This is a genomic window from Niveispirillum irakense DSM 11586, from assembly GCF_000429645.1.
Taxonomy (GTDB): Bacteria; Pseudomonadota; Alphaproteobacteria; order Azospirillales; family Azospirillaceae; genus Niveispirillum; species Niveispirillum irakense.
This window is the reverse complement of record NZ_AUCG01000020.1, coordinates 396,022-416,261: the sequence shown is the minus strand read 5'-3', so window position 1 is coordinate 416,261 and position 20,240 is coordinate 396,022. Positions and strand designations below refer to the sequence as shown.

Here is a 20,240-nt window from a genome sequence, read left to right as displayed (position 1 = left end):
GGCCTATTGCTGCGGCGCCAAGACCGCCAGTGCCAGGGGACCCGTCCGGTGCAAGCCCTTATACCGGGCTACGTCCTCAGGGACGGACCGTAGGATGCCGGTAAAATGGCTTTGCTGATCCGGGGTCAGGTCTCCCAGCGCGCGCTGGTGCGTACGGATGGTAAAAAGCACCGCACCGCTTTGTGGCAGTTTCACCAGTGTCTGTTTTTCGACCCGCAAGAACAGGCGCTGCCCGGCATTGGCCGGGGTGATGGCTTCCGCCGCCGGCAGATGCGCCTTGCCGCCGGGCTGAAACAAGTCCGGATCATCCGACAATCCCCAATTAGCCCGCCAGACAATGCGACCAGGGTTCAGATTGTCAAAAAACCGGTCCACCGGCATAGCCAGCTTGGCATCATAGCCCGGCACAGGCCGGTGGATGCCCGGCAAGGGCTTGCCCAGCTTATGCGGCAACAGCCAATGGGATGGAAAGCACACTACCCCGCCCGTCAGCCGCCAGCCCCCGGCGGAAGGCGTGAGCAGGCAGAGATCATCGGGCAGCAGATGGCCCAGCAGATGCAACGGATGATCAAAATCCGCCGGGAAGAACCGATCATTGGTGATCGCAGAGAACAGCCCGTCCTCCTCAACACGGAACCAACCTGGATGGTACGTCGGCAGATGGGCAAACAGCATCGCCAGCACTTCATCCGCCGCCGGTGCTGCCTCCGGCATCAGTGCCAGCACATCCCATTTTCGCTGCCCCAGCAGCGCTGTCCGTCGCGCTAACTGGGCTGACCAGCCAGCATCGGGGGCAAACCATTCATCCGGCGCCAGCGCGCGTAGCCCCATCGCCATGCGATATGAAGGACCGTCGAAGGGCCATGGGAAGGGTTCATCCGGCAGGATCATGGCGCACTCGGTCAGGCGACGTCCATCACAGGATAGTCCGCCGGCAGTTCCGCCACGGTCGGTGCCGGGATCGGGCCGATATCCGCCAGCACCGTGCCCCAGGACCAGCCCACACCAAAACCCGCCATCAACAGCTTTTTCCGCTCCGCCACCAGCTCCCCGCCCAGGCGGGAACAGATCGCCAGCGGGATGGAAGCGCTGCTGGTATTGCCGAATTTTTCCATATCGATGATGTATTTATCCGCCGCGCAGCCAACCTTCTTGCGGATATGTTCCAGCATCATCTTGTTGGCCTGATGCGGCACCAGGAAATCCAGGTCATCAACCGAAATGCCGCCATCGGCCAGTGCGTCCCTCAGCAAACCGGGTACGGCGCGCAGAGTGAAGGCAAAGACCTCCGCCCCATTCAGTTGCAGGCGGGCATCCCGGTAAAGCCGCTGCATCTCAGCTTCCGACCGGGGCGGGTCGGTCGGGATCAGGTTGTCGCGCTTGCCACCGGCCTTCACGAAAATATGTTTGGCGCCGGCCCCATCGGTGCCCAGCGCCACCCGAATGGGCGTCGCGCTTTCATCCAGCTCCAACGCCGTGGCGGAACCGGCATCACCAAACAGGGGCAGGGTAGCCTTGTCCTCCGGATGCAGATAGCGGGTGGAATTATCACCGCACAGCACCAGCGCCCGCTTCACCGATCCGCCCAGCAGCCGGCCCGCCATCCACAACCCATAGACGAATCCGGAACAGCCCAGCGTCACATCAAAACAGGCCGCCCCCGACGACAGGCCCAGATGCCGTTGCAGCACTGCCGCTGTTACCGGCAGCACATAGTCAACGTCCTGGCTGACAAAGATCAGCACGTCCACGCTGGCCGGATCCCAGCCCAACTGGTCCAGCAGCCCTTCCGCTGCCGCCCGGCACATGTCGGACGCACACCAGGGCCGGGGTAGCACCCGCCTTTCATAAACGCCGATCGTGGCGTGCAGCTTACGGGCCTCATCCGGCGTGAAGATACCGGGTTCTTCGACATAGGAATGACGCTCACGCGGGATAACAGCGCGGATGCCGGCAATGCGAACCCCTTCGATAACGGCCTTCATTGCTTATCCCCCCACGCTTGACCGGAATATTCAGGCACCATCATCGCATCACCGCGCGGTTGATATAAGGGTCCAGCCCCGGCTGCCGGTCCAGGATCGGACGGCGGGGCGTGAAGGGCGTGCGCCAGATACCATATTGCGCCGTGGCCATCAGCCGTGATCGCTTTTCCGGCAGTCGCCCGCGATGGACCCCGAAAGTATCAGCCATGAAGATCATGCCCGCAGGGCCTGTCATGGTACGCAGCGGTAAATCCGGCATCCGGGCCGCAACCACCGGATCGGCGATACGGTGGATATCCACCAGCCTTTCATCGCGGTGTGATCCCTCGACGAATTCGAACGGACCATCGGCAGGACTGGTATCTGTCAGATAAAGAAAAAGTTTGATGGCGCGGATATTGTCCCAATCCCGGTGGAACCATTGCGTACCCTTGGCCGCCGGCCGTCCAGCAAAGGACCACCAGCCACCAATATTGTCGAGCGTCGGCTTGCAGCCGAGATAGAGTTCTGCCACCTGCAAGACCAGCGGATGATTGAACAGGGCCAGCAGGCCCGGCACCGCCATCAACTGATCGATGCGGTAATAGCCCATGTTCGTCTCCTCACTCGGCACCTGATCATGCAGGAAGGTGCCGAGATGCGGGCGATAGGGATCATGGCAAGGCTGCCCGGCGAGGAAATCGCGCATCGCCGCAACTGCTTCCGGGGATAACAGGGCCAGCGGCTCCGTCCACCCCCTGTCGGCAAGCTGCGCCGTCAGCGAAAGCGCATGGGGATCATCGGGCGGCATGGGGCTGCGCGGACAGGCCAGCGCAGCGGCGCGCGCCAGCCAATAACGCCGCCCCGGCCCGCCGGACAGGGGCAGCAGATCATAAGGCAGGTTCCGCCAGTCTGCCTGTGCGCGGCGGGCAATTTCACCCAGGGTACGGTTGCGGATAGTAAAGGGCATGATAGGGTGCAGAATGCACCGTGCCGGGCCCGGCGCGCAAAAACTTTCCGCAAGTCCGGCAGATATCGCCGGGCAGGTTACCATAGAACCATCACGATGAAGCCCCGCCCCACGATCCTGATCCGTGCCGATGCCAGTCCGGAAATCGGCACCGGCCATGTCATGCGCTGTCTGGCTTTGGCAGAAGCCCTGATGGAACAGGGGGCCCTGCCCGTTTTCTGCGGGGCGCAGATCACGCCGGCCCTGGTGTCCCTTCTGGCTGATGCCGGCTTTGCCCATCATCAGATTAATGCGGCGCAGGATGCCGCTGCCACGCAGGCCTTATGCCAGTCCTTGGCGGTGAAGGGGTTGGTTGTGGATAGCTACACGCTGGACAGCCGGTGGCGTGCGGCCGTGCATCAATCCGGACTGGCCGTGCTGGCACTGGATGATCTGGCCGACCGGACGCTGCATGCCGATCTGGTCTGGAACCCCGCCCCCGCCGGGGGTGGCATCGCCTATGATCGTCTGGCGCCAAAAGCTGTCCGATTGTTCGGGGATGATTATGTGCTGATCCGGCGCGAAATCCGCGATCTGATCACCACCCAACGCCCCCCCCTGCCCGACCGTACCCATCTGCTGGTCACCTTCGGCGGATCAGATCCGGCAGGACTGACCGTCCCGGTCATCAAGCGTCTGGGCCCGATGCTGCCTTTAGGCGTGGTGCTTGATGTGGTTGTGGGGGGCAGCAACCCGAACCTCGCCTGTTGCCGCGCCGCTGCTGCCCGGTTCCCCGCCTGCCGCCTGCATGTGGATAGCCGGGCTATGGGCCGGCTGATTGCTGAAAGTGGACTGGCCATTACGGCAGGGGGCGGCACGGTGGCGGAAATGGCCGCGCTCGCCACCCCCACCCTGCTGGTGGCTGTTGCCGATAATCAGGCCGGTGCGGCAGAAGATGCCAGGCGCCGCGACTGGGCGGAAGTGCTGGACGCACGGGGGCAGCCGGCCGGTGCGATGGCTGATATCATCGCCGCGACCGCCCTTGCCCTGTGGCATAACCCGACACGCCGGGACAGTCTGGCCCGCCGGATCGCCGGTATTGACGGGCAAGGGGCGCCGCGCGTGGCCGCCGCCCTTCTCCACCTCATTGAAGTGGCCGGGTGATCTGGCACCATATGGCCAAGGCTATGCAGCATCGTTCCTCAACAGCACACTATGGCGTTGGAAGAGGAACACCCCCCGCTGCCATAGTGCAGGCTGCGTTTCTTTTTAGGCTGGCGTGATAAACAACGCGGAGGTCCAGACCCGCGACTGGTCACGCTGGCGCGCCGTCAGGAACAGGGGGTGTTCCCGCCCCTTCTCCAGGCCCAGACCGGCAAGGTCGATCCGCCCCGCAACCTCCCTTGGCAAGGGGGCACCGGTAATGCGCTCCAGGGAAAGCTCCAGCTCTGTTCCCGGCAGGACGCTGCCGACACGGCCCGCATCCAGCAACCGCGCGCCCGTTGTCTCCAATACGGCCTCCGGCACATGGGGGTTGGCGGGCGGGTTCAGGGGATCACCCACCTTCACATAGGTCCCGATCCCCAGATCCACCCGGATATGGGTGCCGGCCAGATCAGACAGGAGCAGTTCGATACTGTCCGTATCGCCATGGGTGACGGTCCGCAGGGCAACGCTTGTTGCCCCATCACGCCAGCAGGACTGTTCCGGATGATCAAAGCCAAAACTCTGCACATGGCGGATGGTGGCGCCGGTGACATTCACGGTACCGTTCCAATAAGCACCGCGATAACGGTCCTTGATGCGGGCACCGCCCAGGCGCAGACGCACATGGTGATCGGACAGGCCCGCCTCCGCATGCAGGTCGCGTTCCCATAACAGGCGGTCGCCATCATAGAGTTGCACGCTTTCCCATCCCTGGTCGCCCAACAGGCGATAATCCAGGGTTCCTGACGCGGCCTCCACCACCTCACCCATCCAGTGATCCCCCAGCCGCAACAGGGCGACGCTGCGTTCCCCCGTGGTGGCATAGGTCCGCCGGGCCCGCAGCGCGCGACCCACCTGGGCCCGGTCCACACCATCGGACAGCACGCCCGTCAACCCGCCGCGCGAGCCGAAAACCGACGTGGCGGGATTGCCGCCGCCGCAGCGGCCCTGATGTTCGTCACTGCTGGCCGATGCCCCCAGGCGATAGCCACGCTTCAACGCATCGGCATAAACCCAGTGGAACTGCCCCCAGGCGGAACTGATTTCCACCAGCCGTTCCAATTCAGGATGATGCCAGTCGAGATTGCAGCGCCGGCCGCCCACATGGGGGATCAGAAGATGCCCCTCCGGATCATCCGCATAAGCGGCATAAAGATCATCCAGCGGCCAGGCACCGGGGCGCAATGCCCCTCTGGTGCTTTCATTCCATTCAAAGGACCGGACGGGATTGCCCCGCGCATCGAAGGGGAAGCGCGGTGGCGCATCGCGCAGGAACACCACATTATGGTCGCCGCCCGCCGCGGAATTACCGCACCATTCCGTGCCGGGATAGCAGACGAAGCGGCCCGGCTGGTTGAAACGGTCAATCAGCGTCACCGCCTCCTTCCAGGCGGTCTCCGTGACGTTGAAATCATTGGCGGTATAGCCCAGGACGTCCAGACCGGCCACGTCGCGACCATAAGACAGGTTATAATGCGTATCGTTGGTGCCCACCGTGTCGTTGGAATGGACATGCAGGTCGGCGTAAAGGACGCGGGGCGCTTCCTGGTCAATGGTGACAAAAGCTGTTGCCCCGGCCAGATCTGTTGCCGCCGCATCCACCCGCCATTCCCCCGGGCTTGCTAGGGCCAGATCCTCCCGACGCAGCACCGCCCACCCCTCTTCCGACAGGGTAAAGGGATGCGTTTCAGCCGCGCCGCCGGGGGCGGTCAGCCGCAGGGAGCCGGATATAGTCTGCTGTTCAACGGTGTTGCCCCATTGATCCTCCGCCCGGAGTAGCACAGGCACCGGGCCCGGTGCCGTTAAACGGGGGGTGACAAGGCGCAGGGCAACGGGCGGGCCGGGCACCACATCAAGGGCGCAATCGCCAGGAACGGCAGCATATTTCTGGCTGCCAAGCGGGTCGATGAAAACGCGGAAGCGGAAGGATTTCTCGACAAACGTCTGCACCCGCGTGCCCGGCCCACCCTGCCGGCGGTCGCCCAGACGCACGATGATGCGGTCGCCGGGGTTCAGGTAACCGTCAATGACATCAATAATCACCGACTTTTGAAAAGGCCGTTCATGCCCTTTCTGGTCGAAGCGGACTTTCAGGGACTGCACCGTGGCCGGGCTTTGACCGGGCACCAGTTCCCCCGCCTGATATTCAGCAGAAACATAGTTCGCCGCCGTCGGGTTGCTGGTCTGGAACAGCGCCCAGTCCGAATAGAATTTGATGGCCAGTTTGATAGCGGCCCCATCAGCCAGCCCAGACCCGCCAACCTCATAAACCAACTGCACCTCTGTCCATTCCCCGGCCACCAGACGGCTGTGGGAACAGGATGTGTGCCCCAGGAAAGGGCGGGCGCGATTGCGCTCATACAGACCCAACGGCGCGATATGGCCCGGCTTGGCGGCGATGTCGGTCACGAATTTGTTCCTTCGGTCAGATGCCAGAGAACTGCCATTGCGCATGACGGGAAACGGCGATGCCGGCAGGTCGGAATGGGAGTAAACACACTTAATTTTGTGTTTATTCATAAGATCAACACCGAAATAACGATAATACATTACAATACAGGTTTGCAAGCCCCTTGAAACGCACCTGGCCGGGTGGCATCAAGGGCGCGGTTTCAGAATGGATAAGGGGTCGTCTGGTGGGTCTGGTGCGGGAAAATGCGACCGCGATGTATCGCCAGATCGCCCTGCGTCTGCGTGACGAAATTGCCGCCGGCTTTTACGAACCGTCGGGCCGGCTGCCTGGAGAAGCGGAGATCGGCCGCCGTTTCGCCGTCAGCCGTGTCACCGTGCGCATGGCGCTGGATCTGTTGGAAACGGAAGGTCTGATCCTGCGGCACAAGGGCAAGGGCACCTTCACCGCCGATAAGCGGATGCGCCACCCGCTGGATACGATGCGCAGCTTTCATGAATCCCTGAAGCTGCAGGGGCTGGACGCAACCATGCGCCATGTCCGCACCGACATGATCGCAACCCCACGTCTGTTACAAGATCAGTTCGGGCCCCTCTGTCTGATGGCAGAGCGGTTGCATATGGTGGATAACAGCCCGGTCGCCCTGGGCCGAAGCATCCTGCCGCCGGCCCTGGCCAGTTATGATTGGGCCGGCGGCCAAAGCACGCCCATCTATTCCATTCTTGAGACGGTGACAGGTAAGCCTGTCTGTGGCGCGGATATCGAGGTGAAGGCCACCGCTGCGGAAGGCAATATGGCGTCATTGCTGGAGGTTCGTCCCGGCACGCCGCTGCTGGTCATGGACCGCCGGTCCTATATCGCCGACCAGTCCATCGCCGTGCAGTCCACCTTTTATGTGCGACCGGAGCGGTATAGTTTCGTGCTGTCTCACCGTTGGGGTGGGTGAGATCTTCTCGGCAGGGGACCGATAGGCGGGAGATACCGGTCCGCTTCTCGCGCGGCGGTTCCAGCCTGACCGGAAGCTCAGCCACCATATTGGAAATCAATCATTCCCCGCCGCGACGCAAACAACCATGTCCCCCCTTGCTTCACGATCTCATCCGTGAAATGGCCCACCATGATGGGGGATGCTGCGATCTGGCTTTCCGGCGCGGCGGAATAGAGCGTGATGATGCTTCGTGCCTTCGCGGCGATCCCGCTTTCAATCGTGACCATGATGTTGGAGACGACATGCACGGTCTTGCGCGGTGGCCTTGCCTGGAAAGCCTGCAATATCGTCTCGCGGCCGGTCAGGATGTCGTCCGGTCGGCTGGGCCTTGCGAACGTGCCGTCTTCGGTAAACAGCCCGACCAGCCTGTCATACTCACCCGCATCATTCAGCGCCGAATAGAGGTTGATCAGGTTGGTGCATTCCTGGGTGATGCAGAGCTTCTCGATGGCACTGATTTCCATCTCATATTTCCTTTTGTCCGACATTCACCTGTCAATGTCCAAGCCAGGCCCGCAGGGCGGCCGCCACCTCCCGGCTGGCTTCGAATGGCGCCATATGGCCGCTGTCGGGAAAAACCACCAGCGTCGCACCGTCGATATGCTCCGCAATCAGTTGATGCTGGCCGAGCGGGCTCCACTCATCATGCTCACCGACACCGACCAGGGTGGGGCAGCGGATCTGGCCAAGCCCTGCGGCGGCGTCTGGCCGGTTGAGCAAGGCCTTCACCTGCGCTTCATAGATATCCGGGCTCATCCGCAGCACCATGTCCCGCAACGGCTCGACCATCGACGCCTGCGCCCGGTTGGCCGGTGCCAGCATGGGGGGCAGCCAGCGATCAGCCAGCGCGGCCATGCCCTGCGCATGGGCCAGATCGACCAACTTCTGGCGGCTTTCCGCCTCGCCTGGTTTGGCGGGATGCGTTCCGGTATCCAGAAGGGCCAGACGGTCGATCCTGTCGGGCGCGCGACGATGGATTTCCAGGGCCACCCGCGCCCCCATCGAATGTCCGGCCAGGGCGAATGTGGCGGGCGCAGTCTCCAGGACATGATCGGCCATGGCGCCGATACTGTCGAACCCCCTGAAATCAACGGCACGCACAGGGATTATGTCCGTCAGGTCCGGGATCAGCCGGGACCAGACGGTTTCATCACAGAGCAAGCCCGACAGCAGCAGAAGTTCGGTACGCACAGCATTATCCTCCAGGTCGTCATCGGCCAATCAGGTGTCAGCGATCACCCGCTCAGTTGCTGTTCCAGCCTGTGCAGGGTTTCGTAGCAAGGCAGGACCCTGGCCACACTGGCATTGGGCTCCCGCCCCTCCCGAATGGCGGCGATGAATTCGCGGTCCTGCAATTCAATGCCATTCATCGACACATCCACCTGCGACAGGTCGATATGCTCATCCCGCCCCGTGACCAGATCGTCATAGCGCGCGATGTAGGTGCCCTTGTCGCAGATGTAGCGGAAGAAACTTCCCAGCGGCCCGTCATTGTTAAAGGACAGGGACAGGGTGCAGATGGCCCCCGTCTCCGCCTTCAACTGGATCGACATGTCCATGGCGATGCCCAGGTCGGGATGGATCGGCCCCTGCACAAGATTGGCCTGGACGATGCGACCGGACTGATAGGCGAACAGGTCCACGGTATGGGCCGCATGGTGCCAGAGCAGATGGTCGGTCCAGCTTCGCGGTTCGCCCTTGGCATTCATGTTCTGACGGCGGAAGAAGTAGGTCTGCACATCCATCTGCTGTAACGACAAGTCACCCGATATGAAGCGCCGGTGCAGCCACTGGTGCGACGGGTTGAAACGCCTTGTATGGCCGACCATGCAGACCAGGCCCGTTTCCTGCTGTTTCCGCCACACCGCCTGGGCGTCGGCCCAATTATCGGCCAGCGGGATTTCCACCTGCACATGCTTGCCGGCATCCATGCAAGCCTTGGCCTGGGCGGCATGCATCTGGGTAGGGGTACACAGGATCACCGCATCCACGTCCGGACGGGCCAGCACCTCGCCCAGGTCGGTGCCGGCATGCGCGGCACCGTACGTGTCAGCAACAGCGCGGGCCTGATCCAAGCGACGGCTGATCACGGATGTCAGGGTCACACCTTGGATGGTCTTCAGCGCGTCCAGATGTTTTTCCCCGAAGGCGCCGGCGCCGACCAGGGCGATCCTCATCGAACAGGCTCCAGAACAAGGTGACCGACCGCCGTGTTGCTGGCTGGCACATGGTAATGGCGGTGAAGCTGCCGGACATCGGGCCCCAGCGCCCCGCGCATGATCAGCCACATCACCATCTCGATGCCTTCCGTTCCGGTTTCCCGCAGATATTCGATATGCGGGATGGCGCGCAGGCGCTGGCTGTCCTGGCTCATCATATCCAGGAATCGATTGTCCCAGGCGGCATTGATCAGGCCGGCGCGCGGGCCCTGCAACTGATGGCTCATGCCGCCGGTGCCCCAGATCTGAACCTTCAGATCGCCGGGAAAGCTCTCCACCGCGCGGCGGATGGCCTCGCCCAGCATCCAGCAGCGGTTCCCCGACGGCGGCGGATATGTCACCACATTGACCGCCAGCGGGATCACCTTCACCGGCCAGGCGTCGGGCTGCCCGAACAGCAGGCTGAGCGGCACGGTCAGGCCGTGATCGACATCCATCTCGTTGATGATGGTCATGTCGAATTCATCCAGGATACAGCTTTGCGCGATGTGCCACGCCAGATCCGGATGCCCTTGCACCGTGGGCACGGGACGCGGCCCCCAGCCTTCATCCGCCGGCTTGAAGCTCTCCGCACAGCCGATGGCGAAGGTCGGGATGATCTTCATGTCGAAGGCCGTGGCATGGTCGTTAAAGACCAGGATGACCACATCGGGCTTTTCGTCCCTGATCCAGTTTCTCGACCAGTCATAGCCGGCCAGCACAGGCTGCCAGTAAGGCTCCTGGGTCTTGCCCAGGTCGATGGCGGCGCCGATGGCCGGAACGTGGCTGGTGCCAACCCCCGCGGTGATGCGCGCCATGTCAGGTGCCCTCCTTGATGGACCGGACGCCGTCGGGCGAGCGGCCGCCAGCCAGCATCATGGTCTGGTATGTCTCCACGCTCATCCCGGTCATGGTGCTGACCGCGTGCAGGAAATTCTGCCCGTCGGTGGAGATGATCTTGGCCAAGAAATAGATATTGCCGCCCATATTGATCAGGCGGTTGTAATCGCGCGCCTGGATGGCGGCCTTATGGTCCGCGGTCAGGGGCCATTCATCCAGATAGGCCGCCTCATCCGCCTTCCAGCGCGCGCGGTTTTCCGGCTTGATCAGGCTCATGGCGAACTGGTTGATCCAATAACCCTGCCGCGCGCGGGCAACCGTAAAGACCGTTGTGCCGGGAATATCGTCGAACGCCGCCAGATAGGCGTGGATGTCCTCCCTGCTCTCATCCGCTGTCACAGCCCCCTCCCCTTCAGGAGAGCATCCAGGCGCGGAAAGACGCGGCGGGCATTGCCTTCATAGATCTGGTGTCGTTCCGCCTCCGTAATGTCCAGCGCCTCGATATAGCGCTTGGTATCGTCGAAAAAATGGCCGGTGGTGGGGTCAATGCCCCGAACCGCACCCACCATTTCGGAACCGAAAAGGATGTTGCGATTGTCGATGACCCTGGCCATCAGGTCGATGCCGGGCTGGTGGTAGACACAGGTGTCGAAGAACACGTTGCGCATCACATGCGTGTCCAGCGACGGCTTCTTCAGCATGTCCGCCAGCCCGCGATAGCGGCCCCAATGGAAGGGCACGGCCCCGCCGCCATGGGGGATGATGAAGCGCAGGGTCGGGAAATCCCGGAATAGATCGCCCTCGATCAATTGCATGAAGGCGATCGTATCGGCAGCGATATAAAAGGCACCCGTAGCATGCAGGCAGGCATTGCAGGACCCTGAAACATGGATCATGGCCGGCACATCCAGTTCCACCATCTTCTCATAGAGCGGGTACCAGTAGCGGTCGGTCAGGGCCGGGTGGCGGAAATGCCCGCCACCGGGATCGGGGTTCAGGTTGCAGCCGATGAAGCCCAGTTCGTTGACGCAGCGTTCCAGTTCGGCAATCGATGCCTCCAGCCCCGCGTCGGGCGATTGCGGCAGCATGCAGACACCGACAAAGCTGTCCGGGAACAGCTTTACCACCCGCGCGATCAGGTCGTTGCAGCGCCGTGACCATTCCAGGCTGACAGCCTGATCACCGACATGGTGCGCCATGGTGGAGGCACGCGGACTGAAGATGGTCAGGTCCGCCCCGCGTTCGCGGATCAGCCGAAGCTGGTTCTTCTCGATACTCTCGATGATCTCGGCATCGGAGATGTCGGGATAGGGCGGGGCCGGCTCCCCCTTGCGGAAGGCGGCCACCTGCGCCTCGCGCCACGCGGTATGGGCATCGGGGGCCGTGGTGTAATGGCCGTGGCAATCAATCACGAGCGTCATGTCATCTCCGTCCCGTCGCGGGTCAGAAGTCTCAGCTTAGTATCCAGCCCCGGCGGTGAACCGGCGGCGATGGACCCGATCCTGTGCTGGCGGGCGATGGTACCCCTGGTCATGGCGGGCTCAACGCCCAGATCCTCCAGGGTCTTGGCCACCTCCGCCATTTCGGCGGCGCGGCGCAGACCATGGACCAGCATGCGGTCCAGGTTGTAATCAGCGCGCGTTTGCCATTCCGGACCCAGCGAGGACAGGACCTCCGCCACCACGCCGGCCCGATCGGCAGCCAGCATCATTTCCGCGGTCAGGGCCTCAATGCCCTTCACCATCACCGACCGCACCATCTTGATGGCAGAGGCGCGGCCCACCGCGTCCCCCACGGCATCAACCCTGGTGAAACCGATGGCGGACAGGGCAGCAACAGCTTGGTCGGCATGGCGGCCACTGACCAGCAGCGGCACCGACAGGCGGGCCGGCTCCACCGGGGCCATCACCGCCACATCCACATAGCGGCCGCCCGCCGCCTCAATCACCGCCGCCGCCTGCTGCTTGGTGGCTGGGGCCACAGAGTTCATGTCGCACCAGAGCGTGCCGGGTGACATGAACGGGGCGCAGGCTTGCGCCGCCGACAAGGCCTGATCGGCGGTGACCAGAGACAGGATCAGCGTCCGGCCCGCCAGGGCAGCGGCGGCGCTGTCACAGCCTTGCACGCCGGCGCCATCATAATCGGCCCACTTGGCGGTGGCCGTATCCGGTCGCGTGGTCTTCACGTCGAAAGAAGCGGCGGCTTTCCAGGCGCCCGCCGTGGCGAAGGTGCGCCCCGCTTCGCCGAAGCCGATCAGGGCAAGGTGGGGTGTGGGATCGATCTGCATGGCCCAACCCTGACGACAAGCCCGCGGCAAGGCCAATCAGTTCGCACCGCCAGCTATAAGTTTTAGCTAATGACCTTGCCCATACTGTTGGCGATGGCAACCAGCGCCGCGATGAAATCGGCCTGGACCGGCGTCGGGCGCCAACCGGCGCGGGTGGTGATGCCGATGGTCCGGTGCAGGTCGCCGGGCGCCGGTCCCAGTTGGGCCACCACACCCGCCTGCAGCTCCACCACGAACTGGTCGGGCGACAGCAGGGTCAGGAAATCACCATTCCGGATCAATTCACGTACCGTCAGCGCCGATCCACATTCGATGGGCACAACCGGCACAGGCAGACCGGCGGCGCGGAACATCGTCTCCCACTGCGCCCGTAACGGCGTGCCGGTCGATGGCACCACCCAGGGATAATCGCCCAGACGCGCCCAGGGATCGGTTTGTGCCAGGATGGGATGGTCGGGCCGGGCAAAGATTGCGGGCCGATCGCCGAACAGGGCGCGTTGATCCACATCGACCGGCGGGTGATCCAGGCGCAGCGCACCGATCAACAAATCCAGATCGCCATCGCGCAACGGCTCGATCAGTTCGGCATGCGACCCTTCGACGATGGTGACGGTGATGTCGGGATGGGCGCGGTGAAAGGCGGCAATGGCACCCGGCAGCAGCCGGGCGCGCGACAAAGGCATGGCGCCGATGGCCACCCGCCCCACCTCCACCCCGTCAAGCGCCTGCAATTCCGTCAGCGCCGCCATCAGTTCCGCCCGCGCCAGCCGGAAGGCGCGCAGGGTCCGGTGCCCGGCCTCCGTCAGGGCGATGCCGCGCCCCCGCCGCTCTGTCATCTTACGGCGCAGCGCCAGCGACAGATCCTTTACCGCCCGGTGCAGGGTGGGCTGCGACAGGCCACCCGCCTGCCCCGCCTCCGCCAGGCTGCCGGCGCTCCCCACCAGGATCAGGGCGCGGACCTGCGCCATGGTCACGCGCGGGGAGGCGATATGGCCCAGCGCCGCCTCCAGCCGTGGCAGCAACAGATGCGCCGCTTCCGTCATTTCCATGCCGTCGGCCCGCCGGTCGAACAAGGGCCGGCCCAGTTCACGCTCCAGCCGGGCAAGCCCTTGCGTCACCGCCGGCTGGGTCAGGGCCACGGCCTGGGCGGCGGCACTGATGCTGCCGCGCCGCATCACTTCCAGTGCTGCGCGCAGGTGGCGGAGATTGAGATTCCAGATGGTCATCGCATCATGATTAGCAAAAACTTATGGCACCGACCTGCTTCTGAATTGCCCTGGATGGCACCCGCGGTCAAGACAGTCTGATCGATTTCGCAGGAGAAGTGCCATGTCCGGTATCGTCGTCCAGAATATCCAGCGGGCCGAGGCGTCCGTCATTGACGGGCTGGCCCGGTGCGGGGTGGCAACGGTGCATGAGGCGCAGGGCCGTACCGGTCTGCTGGCCAGCCATATGCGCCCCATCTATGCCGGCGCGCGCATCGCCGGATCGGCCGTCACCATCTCCGCCCCGCCCGGCGATAACTGGATGGTGCATGTGGCGATTGAGCAGATCAAACCGGGCGACATCCTGGTGCTAGCCCCGAACAGCCCCTGTGAGGATGGCTATTTCGGTGACCTGCTGGCCACTTCGGCCCTGGCGCGCGGGTGTCGCGGGCTGATCATTGATGCCGGCGTGCGCGATGTCCGCGACCTGACGGAAATGAAATTCCCGGTCTGGTCCAAGGCCGTGTTCGCGCAGGGCACGGTGAAGGCCACACTGGGGTCAGTGAATGTGCCCATCGTCTGTGCTGGCGCGGCCATCCAGGCCGGCGATGTCATCGTCGCCGATGATGACGGTGTCTGCGTTGTCCCCCGCGCCCAGGCAGCCGCTGTCCTGGAAAAGGCGAAAGCACGCGAGGCCGCCGAGGGGGCAAAGCGTACCCGGCTGGGGGCCGGTGAACTGGGCCTGGATATCTATGACATGCGGGGCAAGCTGGCGGCGATGGGACTGAAATATGTCTGACGGAACGGAACAGGACGGCATCCGCTGCATGTGGATGCGCGGCGGCACCTCCAAGGGTGGTTATTTCCTGAAACAGGACCTGCCGGCCGATAGCGCCCAGCGCGACGCATTGCTGCTGGCGATCATGGGATCACCGGATGCGCGGCAGATCGACGGCATGGGCGGGGCCGACCCGCTGACCAGCAAGGTCGCGGTCGTCAGCCGGTCGCAACGGCAGGATATCGACGTGGATTACCTGTTCCTGCAGGTTTTCGTCGATCAGGCCATCGTCACCGATGCCCAGAATTGCGGGAACATCCTGGCCGGTGTCGGGCCGTTTGCCATCGAACGCGGCCTGGTTGCCGCAACGGGTGACGAGACGCCGGTGCGTATCTTCATGGAAAATACCGGGCAGGTGGCGATTGCCACGGTTGCGACGCCGGGCGGCAAAGTCACCTATCAGGGGGATGCGCGCATCGATGGCGTGCCCGGCAGCCACGCGCCCGTGCCGGTGGAGTTCCGCGACACGGCCGGTTCCTCCTGCGGCGCCCTGCTGCCCAGCGGCAATGCCCGTGATGTGATCGACGGGGTGGCCGTCACCCTGATCGACAATGGCATGCCGTGCATCGTGATGAAGGCGGCCGATGTCGGCATCACCGGGTATGAGGATCGCGAGACGCTGGACGCCGACAAAGCGCTGAAGGCGCGGATCGAGGCCATCCGCCTGAAGGCCGGCCCCTTGATGAATCTGGGCGATGTGGCGGCCCAGTCGGTGCCCAAGATCATGCTGGTGGCCTCGCCGCGCAACGGGGGAGCCATCTGCGTGCGCAGCTTCATCCCCCAGCGCGCCCATGCCACCATCGGTGTGCTGGGCGCGGTCAGCGTCGCCACGGCCTGTCTGGTACCGGGATCACCCGCCGCCGAGGTGGCAATACTGCCGCCAGGGCCGCGCAAGACCCTCTCGGTGGAACACCCGACGGGGGAGATGAGCTGCGTGCTGGAACTGGATGAAGCCGGGGCGGTGCGCACGGCGGCATTGCTGCGCACCGCGCGTAAGCTGATGGACGGAATGGTGTTTCCCTGAGCAGAAAATGCCCGAAGCGGGTCAGTTTTCGCCCATAAGGCTCATTGCCAGCCCCAATGTCCGGTGCCACGCTCCCTCGTCGGTAATAAAGGGGAGGGCAAAAAATTCAGCCCTCCCCCTTCCCTCACGGGCTGATTTCCGGCAATACCCGGCCCCCGGCCATGACTGGCTTTGCTTCGATCAGGATGAAGGCAATGCGGCAGATCTGGGTAGAGGACGGGTTGCGCCAGAGATGGTTGGTGGCCCGCTGCACCACAATGTCCCCGGCCGAAAGCGGCGTGACGGACCCGTCATCCAGCTCCAGCTCCAGCACCCCCGACAGGACGATACCATAATCGATGGACCAGGATCGGTGCAGCGGGGATGCCTTGCCGGGAAGCATATCCACGATGCGGATCACTGATCCGCCGTGAAGGGTCTTGCCTGCCGGCAGCATGCCATCCGTCCCGTCATTCAGGTCGGCTGGCACCGTCGGCGTAGCCCAGACGAGTTGAAAAGCCGCATCGCCACTGTCGATCAGGCTGGGGGTCAGCGTGTCAACGGCACGGATGATGGACAGGCCCTGATCATCATGATCGGTGACGATGCGGCGGAAAGAAGGGGTCATACAGGGCTCCAGCGTGAACGGAACAACAGTGACAGCGACAGCAGACCCACCACCAAGGACGCCGCCGCGATGATCGGGAAGGCATTGATGGTGCCACCCGTCGCCCCTGCCAGGGCCGGCACGACGAGGGCGGACATGAACTGTCCGATGGCAAAACTGGATTGCCACAGGCCCATGCCCCGGCCCCGCACCTCAAATGCCAGCGTGGACATGGCCCAGGTCAGCAGCGTGGGCAGCAACAGGCCCGCCGCCATCTGCCCAATGAAGGCACCCACGACAAACCATGCCGTATCCGGTGCATGGGCCATGATGATGAACGCGGTCGCCATCAGCGCAAATTCCAGGCCCAGCAGCAGACGCACATCACGCCTGGCCACTGTCCAGAAAATCAGGCTTCCTACCGGCGTGCCGATGCTGGCCATTGCGGAGAACAGGCCGATACGGGCCGGGTCGGTAACACCAAAATCGGGCAACACCGTACTGACATTGATCTGGATCGTATAGAACAGGATGGCCGCCAGGATGGTGGTGACCGATGTCAGCGCCACATGCCGCCCCGGCAGGGCCGACCAGCCCGGCACCTGCCGCAGCACCCGTGGCGGCTCCCGCACCAGCAGGAATACCGCCAGTGCCATGGGCCAGATCAGCCCATAGATCAGGAAGGGCGCCTGCCATCCCTGCCGCCCCAGCAAACCACCCAGCGCCAGGAACAGCAGGGCGGAAATCGATGCCACCGCCGTCTGGGAGGCCAACCAGCGTTCCCGCGCTCGACCGGAGAACAGATCGCCGACCAGCGTGGTACATAATGTCATGATCAGCGCTTCACAGATCCCCACCAGCGCGCGGCTGACGAGTATCTGATAAATATCCGACAGGATCACGGGCGCCATGCCGGCCAGTCCATAGACCAGCATGGCCCCGATCAACAGCCGCCGCCGCCCCAGCCGGTCGCCCAGCAGCCCCGCCAAGGGAGAGAACAGGGCGATGCACAGGCCCGGCAGGGTCAGCAGTATCGGCACCAGGAATTCCACCCCCGGCACATCGGCAAAGGCCTGCATCATCTGCGGCGCCACCGGCACCAGCAGCAGGATGCCCATCACGGCGGAGGTGGGGGGCAGCAGCAACGCCAACCCCTGGGCAAAGCCCGCTTTTACACCCTGTTCCATCACCATCCCCCGATCAGAAGCTGACGGAACCGCGCAGCCCGTAGGTGCGGGGCGGACGCAGGCCGTTATAGACGACGTTCAGGATGGGGCGGCTGACCGATGTGGAATAAACATCCTTGTCCGTCAGGTTGTTGACATAGCCCGTCACGGACCAGCCCTGCGCCGGCGCCTCCAGCGTCAGCCATACATCCGACGACATGTAGCCGCCCTGATGCTGTTCGGGGCGATAATCAATGGACAGGAACCGCCCGCTTTCGATGCGGCTGCGCGCGCCGAAGACCAGGTCGTGATCAGCGGACAGTTCAAACGTATGGCTATAGCTGAGGTTCAGCGACCATTTCGGCGCATTCACCGCCGACTTGCCCGAACAATCAACCGTGAACAGCCGGGCCGGTGCTGCCACCGGCAGGGACGTATTCGGCGTTACGGCACAGCCGCTGGGCAAGGGTGTGCCACCAGCCGAGATGGCGGTATAGACAAAGCTCTTATACTTGCTGTCCATATATTGAAGATTGATGCCGATCTCGTCATTCTGCGTCGCCAGGAACTGCGCCTCGACCTCCATGCCATACATGCGGGCCTGGCCGACATTGGCGGTTACCGAGGCCTGGCCATAAACACCGGGGCTTACCTCGACAGGGCCGATATAGCCGATCTGCTGGTCCTTATAATCCCACCAGAACGCTTCGGCGTTCAGTTGCAGGCGGTTACCCAGGAACCGGTTCTTGGACCCGATCGTGTAGGCCGTCAGCTTTTCCGGATCGAAGCTGTTCTTGCCCACCGCCGGATAGAAACCACCCGCCTTGAAGCCTGTGGCGACATTGGCGTACAGCAGCGATTGCGGGCCGGCATCAAACTCGACCCCACCCTTCCAGGTCACGCTCTCGAAATTCTCATCCCCCGTCGCCGTCAAGAAAGGCGGGTTGGGGTTGGAAACACTGCTCTGGCGCACCGGCGTCGATTGTTCCTTGTTTTCATGCGTATAGCGGATGCCGCCCACCAGTCGGAATTCCGGCGTCAGGTCATAGGTGCCCTGGCCGAACACGGCCTTGCTGGTGGTATCCTGGTGGGGCATGAAGGTGGTGGTGGACAACCCGCCCTGGAAGAAGCTGTTCAACGCATCCACCTTGTCCCGGAACAGGAAGCCGCCCAGTACATACCGGAACGCGCTGTCCTCGGCCGAGGCAAACCGGACCTCCAGGGAACTTTGCTTGGAGGTTTCCTTCATATCGCCCTGGAAACCGACACTGTAGAAGCGGAAATCAGGTCGGCTGTCACGATAGGCTGGCAGCACGGTCAGCGTGCCGGCATCGAAAGTGTAATCCAGCGTCGCGGAGACGCCCCAGAAGGTATTGTCGTTGAAACCATCCTTCTGCGGCGGCACCACCAGACCGGGATTGATCAGGCCGGGAAAGCGCAGCCGCAATTCCGCGATGCTGGCCGCCTCCGACCCGCCGATCCGGTCCTTCACGGCGGGTGCCGTCGGGCTCAGGCTACCGGGCACCAGCACGCCGCCCACACCCTTACCGCCCTGGTGAAAATAATCGCCCATCACCAGCAGGCTCATCCGGTCATTCGGCTCCCACAGCAGGGAGGCGCGGGCCGCCTCCCCCTTTTCGTCGTCGTACCCGTCGGAAAGATAGCCATCGCGGTCCAGCACCTGCCCGGCGATGCGCAGGGCCAGCGTCTCGGAAACCGGGGTGTTGATGACGGCATTGCCCTTGCGCAGATTATAGTTGCCAATTTCCACCCCCACCTCGCCGCTGGTATGCGACAGGTCGGGACGGTTGGGCAGCACATTGATGGCGCCGCCGGTGGCATTGCGGCCATAAAGCGTGCCCTGCGGCCCCTTCAGCACTTCCACCCGCGCCAGATCGAACAGCGCGCCGATGGGGGCCGTGGGACGACCGATATAGACGCCGCCATAATTGAAGGCGATGGCATTTTCAGAAAAGGAGTTCGGCCCCAGCGTGCCTACCCCGCGCAGATAAAAGCCCGTATTGGACCCGCCGCCCGGCTGCACCACCAGCGCCGGCACCAGCTTGGTCAGGCCGATCGTGTCGGTGACGCCGGCATTGACCAGATCGTCGGTGGAAATCGCGGTGACGGCGATTGCGACCTTCTGCAGGTTCTCCGTCCGGCGCTGTGCGGTGACGACGATCTCTTCCAGCCCCAGCTCTCCGGTATCCTGGGCGATTGCTGCCGGTGCTGCACCGGCCAGCAGGGCGGTTGAAAGCAACAGGGCCTTATATGCACGCATATTTCGTCTCCTCCTGGGGCCGCCCCGCCATTGGACAAAGCAGGGCTGTTTCCGGACGTGATGCCGGATTGTTTTCGTTGCAGCCGGTGGGGATCAGCGGGCAATTATGGCCGGGTGCCAGCAAGCGGGGAACAGCCCCAGCCTTGCAGCCTTTGGTCATGGATTGCCCATCGGGGGGCCAAGGGCCGCCCGTATCTCCGGGTACATACCGGTCATCCTCCCCGCCGCCGGCCTTTGTTGGCCGGTCTGGTCATTTGCAGGGAAAACCATATCAGCGGGCGTAACATCGGCGTAATCG

Annotated in this window: 19 protein-coding genes; 4 read left to right on the top strand and 15 right to left on the bottom strand. The window is 63.5% G+C overall.

What is annotated here, in order from left to right; all coding sequences use genetic code 11:
* Positions 1 to 3 precede the first annotated feature (3 nt).
* From G473_RS25940 to G473_RS0108905, 3 genes are read right to left on the bottom strand one after another with little or no spacing between them, the layout of a single operon-like run.
* Entirely contained in the window at positions 4 to 891 is an 888-nt protein-coding gene (locus G473_RS25940; RefSeq protein ID WP_051330053.1) for a heme-dependent oxidative N-demethylase family protein, read from the bottom strand.
* Positions 892 to 902: 11 nt separating this feature from the next.
* Positions 903 to 1,985: a 3-oxoacyl-ACP synthase III family protein gene (locus G473_RS0108910; protein ID WP_029012817.1), complete on the bottom strand. Its 1,083-nt coding sequence runs from the start codon at positions 1,983 to 1,985 to the stop codon at positions 903 to 905.
* A gap of 40 nt (positions 1,986 to 2,025) precedes the next feature.
* Positions 2,026 to 2,934: a phytanoyl-CoA dioxygenase family protein gene (locus G473_RS0108905; RefSeq protein ID WP_035706123.1), complete on the bottom strand. Its 909-nt coding sequence runs from the start codon at positions 2,932 to 2,934 to the stop codon at positions 2,026 to 2,028.
* Positions 2,935 to 3,030: 96 nt separating this feature from the next.
* Between G473_RS0108905 and pseG the strand changes: the two genes are divergently transcribed.
* Positions 3,031 to 4,077, top strand: coding sequence for a UDP-2,4-diacetamido-2,4,6-trideoxy-beta-L-altropyranose hydrolase (pseG, locus tag G473_RS0108900; protein ID WP_035706121.1), 1,047 nt, complete (start codon positions 3,031 to 3,033; stop codon positions 4,075 to 4,077).
* A 105-nt stretch (positions 4,078 to 4,182) separates the two neighbouring features.
* Here the strand turns inward: pseG and G473_RS0108895 are convergent, their stop codons facing one another.
* Positions 4,183 to 6,528 (bottom strand): PHP domain-containing protein, encoded by a 2,346-nt coding sequence (locus G473_RS0108895; protein WP_029012815.1) that lies wholly within the window; start codon positions 6,526 to 6,528, stop codon positions 4,183 to 4,185.
* A gap of 164 nt (positions 6,529 to 6,692) precedes the next feature.
* On the opposite strand from G473_RS0108895, the gene G473_RS0108890 reads away from it, so the two are divergent.
* A complete protein-coding gene (locus G473_RS0108890; protein ID WP_245580017.1) occupies positions 6,693 to 7,475 on the top strand; it encodes a GntR family transcriptional regulator in 783 nt (260 codons plus the stop codon).
* Between the two features lie 77 nt (positions 7,476 to 7,552).
* On the opposite strand, the gene G473_RS0108885 is transcribed toward G473_RS0108890, so the two are convergent.
* The 8 genes from G473_RS0108885 to G473_RS0108850 form a co-directional block, all read right to left on the bottom strand.
* A complete protein-coding gene (locus G473_RS0108885) occupies positions 7,553 to 7,981 on the bottom strand; it encodes a nuclear transport factor 2 family protein (protein WP_035706118.1) in 429 nt (142 codons plus the stop codon).
* A gap of 31 nt (positions 7,982 to 8,012) precedes the next feature.
* Positions 8,013 to 8,738, bottom strand: coding sequence for an alpha/beta fold hydrolase (locus tag G473_RS0108880; RefSeq protein ID WP_245580016.1), 726 nt, complete (start codon positions 8,736 to 8,738; stop codon positions 8,013 to 8,015).
* A gap of 14 nt (positions 8,739 to 8,752) precedes the next feature.
* On the bottom strand, positions 8,753 to 9,694 hold the full coding sequence (locus G473_RS0108875) for a Gfo/Idh/MocA family oxidoreductase (protein WP_029012811.1): 942 nt from the start codon (positions 9,692 to 9,694) through the stop codon (positions 8,753 to 8,755).
* Positions 9,691 to 10,533 carry a class III extradiol dioxygenase subunit beta gene (locus G473_RS0108870; protein ID WP_029012810.1) on the bottom strand — a complete coding sequence of 281 codons (843 nt, stop codon included), beginning with the start codon at positions 10,531 to 10,533 and terminating at the stop codon, positions 9,691 to 9,693. Before G473_RS0108870 ends, G473_RS0108875 begins: the two co-directional genes overlap by 4 nt.
* Before the next feature lies 1 nt (position 10,534).
* Positions 10,535 to 10,954, bottom strand: coding sequence for a protocatechuate 4,5-dioxygenase subunit alpha (ligA, locus tag G473_RS0108865; protein WP_035706115.1), 420 nt, complete (start codon positions 10,952 to 10,954; stop codon positions 10,535 to 10,537).
* Positions 10,951 to 11,976: an amidohydrolase family protein gene (locus tag G473_RS0108860; RefSeq protein ID WP_029012808.1), complete on the bottom strand. Its 1,026-nt coding sequence runs from the start codon at positions 11,974 to 11,976 to the stop codon at positions 10,951 to 10,953. Before G473_RS0108860 ends, ligA begins: the two co-directional genes overlap by 4 nt.
* Positions 11,973 to 12,842, bottom strand: coding sequence for an NAD(P)-dependent oxidoreductase (locus tag G473_RS0108855; RefSeq protein WP_029012807.1), 870 nt, complete (start codon positions 12,840 to 12,842; stop codon positions 11,973 to 11,975). The genes G473_RS0108860 and G473_RS0108855 overlap by 4 nt, the downstream gene beginning before the upstream one ends.
* Positions 12,843 to 12,904: 62 nt before the next feature.
* On the bottom strand, positions 12,905 to 14,068 hold the full coding sequence (locus G473_RS0108850) for a LysR substrate-binding domain-containing protein (protein ID WP_029012806.1): 1,164 nt from the start codon (positions 14,066 to 14,068) through the stop codon (positions 12,905 to 12,907).
* Positions 14,069 to 14,171: 103 nt separating this feature from the next.
* Here G473_RS0108850 and ligK point away from each other — a divergent pair, with 103 nt between their 5' ends.
* On the top strand, positions 14,172 to 14,846 hold the full coding sequence (gene ligK, locus G473_RS0108845; RefSeq protein WP_029012805.1) for a 4-carboxy-4-hydroxy-2-oxoadipate aldolase/oxaloacetate decarboxylase: 675 nt from the start codon (positions 14,172 to 14,174) through the stop codon (positions 14,844 to 14,846).
* On the top strand, positions 14,839 to 15,909 hold the full coding sequence (locus G473_RS0108840) for a 4-oxalomesaconate tautomerase (RefSeq protein WP_029012804.1): 1,071 nt from the start codon (positions 14,839 to 14,841) through the stop codon (positions 15,907 to 15,909). Before ligK ends, G473_RS0108840 begins: the two co-directional genes overlap by 8 nt.
* 124 nt (positions 15,910 to 16,033) lie before the next feature.
* Here the strand turns inward: G473_RS0108840 and G473_RS0108835 are convergent, their stop codons facing one another.
* The 3 genes from G473_RS0108835 to G473_RS0108825 are packed head-to-tail and all read right to left on the bottom strand — an operon-like array spanning position 16,034 to position 19,942.
* Complete coding sequence (locus tag G473_RS0108835) at positions 16,034 to 16,516, bottom strand: cupin domain-containing protein (protein WP_029012803.1); 483 nt, start codon at positions 16,514 to 16,516, stop codon at positions 16,034 to 16,036.
* Positions 16,513 to 17,682 carry an MFS transporter gene (locus G473_RS25935; protein WP_161630960.1) on the bottom strand — a complete coding sequence of 390 codons (1,170 nt, stop codon included), beginning with the start codon at positions 17,680 to 17,682 and terminating at the stop codon, positions 16,513 to 16,515. Before G473_RS25935 ends, G473_RS0108835 begins: the two co-directional genes overlap by 4 nt.
* Positions 17,683 to 17,695: 13 nt before the next feature.
* Positions 17,696 to 19,942 carry a TonB-dependent receptor gene (locus tag G473_RS0108825; RefSeq protein WP_035706107.1) on the bottom strand — a complete coding sequence of 749 codons (2,247 nt, stop codon included), beginning with the start codon at positions 19,940 to 19,942 and terminating at the stop codon, positions 17,696 to 17,698.
* Between the last annotated feature and the right edge of the window lie 298 nt (positions 19,943 to 20,240).

What these genes read in the sequence shown, in the direction of transcription:
- G473_RS0108885 (WP_035706118.1), bottom strand. Translation starts at nt 7,981, where the DNA reads ATGGAAATCAGTGCCATCGAGAAGCTCTGCATCACCCAGGAATGCACC.
- G473_RS0108835 (WP_029012803.1), bottom strand. Translation starts at nt 16,516, where the DNA reads ATGACCCCTTCTTTCCGCCGCATCGTCACCGATCATGATGATCAGGGC.
- G473_RS0108875 (WP_029012811.1), bottom strand. Translation starts at nt 9,694, where the DNA reads ATGAGGATCGCCCTGGTCGGCGCCGGCGCCTTCGGGGAAAAACATCTG.
- G473_RS0108855 (WP_029012807.1), bottom strand. Translation starts at nt 12,842, where the DNA reads ATGCAGATCGATCCCACACCCCACCTTGCCCTGATCGGCTTCGGCGAA.
- G473_RS0108870 (WP_029012810.1), bottom strand. Translation starts at nt 10,533, where the DNA reads ATGGCGCGCATCACCGCGGGGGTTGGCACCAGCCACGTTCCGGCCATC.
- pseG (WP_035706121.1), top strand. Translation starts at nt 3,031, where the DNA reads ATGAAGCCCCGCCCCACGATCCTGATCCGTGCCGATGCCAGTCCGGAA.
- G473_RS25935 (WP_161630960.1), bottom strand. Translation starts at nt 17,682, where the DNA reads ATGGAACAGGGTGTAAAAGCGGGCTTTGCCCAGGGGTTGGCGTTGCTG.
- G473_RS0108910 (WP_029012817.1), bottom strand. Translation starts at nt 1,985, where the DNA reads ATGAAGGCCGTTATCGAAGGGGTTCGCATTGCCGGCATCCGCGCTGTT.
- G473_RS25940 (WP_051330053.1), bottom strand. Translation starts at nt 891, where the DNA reads ATGATCCTGCCGGATGAACCCTTCCCATGGCCCTTCGACGGTCCTTCA.
- G473_RS0108825 (WP_035706107.1), bottom strand. Translation starts at nt 19,942, where the DNA reads ATGCGTGCATATAAGGCCCTGTTGCTTTCAACCGCCCTGCTGGCCGGT.
- G473_RS0108905 (WP_035706123.1), bottom strand. Translation starts at nt 2,934, where the DNA reads ATGCCCTTTACTATCCGCAACCGTACCCTGGGTGAAATTGCCCGCCGC.
- G473_RS0108860 (WP_029012808.1), bottom strand. Translation starts at nt 11,976, where the DNA reads ATGACGCTCGTGATTGATTGCCACGGCCATTACACCACGGCCCCCGAT.
- G473_RS0108850 (WP_029012806.1), bottom strand. Translation starts at nt 14,068, where the DNA reads ATGACCATCTGGAATCTCAATCTCCGCCACCTGCGCGCAGCACTGGAA.
- ligK (WP_029012805.1), top strand. Translation starts at nt 14,172, where the DNA reads ATGTCCGGTATCGTCGTCCAGAATATCCAGCGGGCCGAGGCGTCCGTC.
- G473_RS0108840 (WP_029012804.1), top strand. Translation starts at nt 14,839, where the DNA reads ATGTCTGACGGAACGGAACAGGACGGCATCCGCTGCATGTGGATGCGC.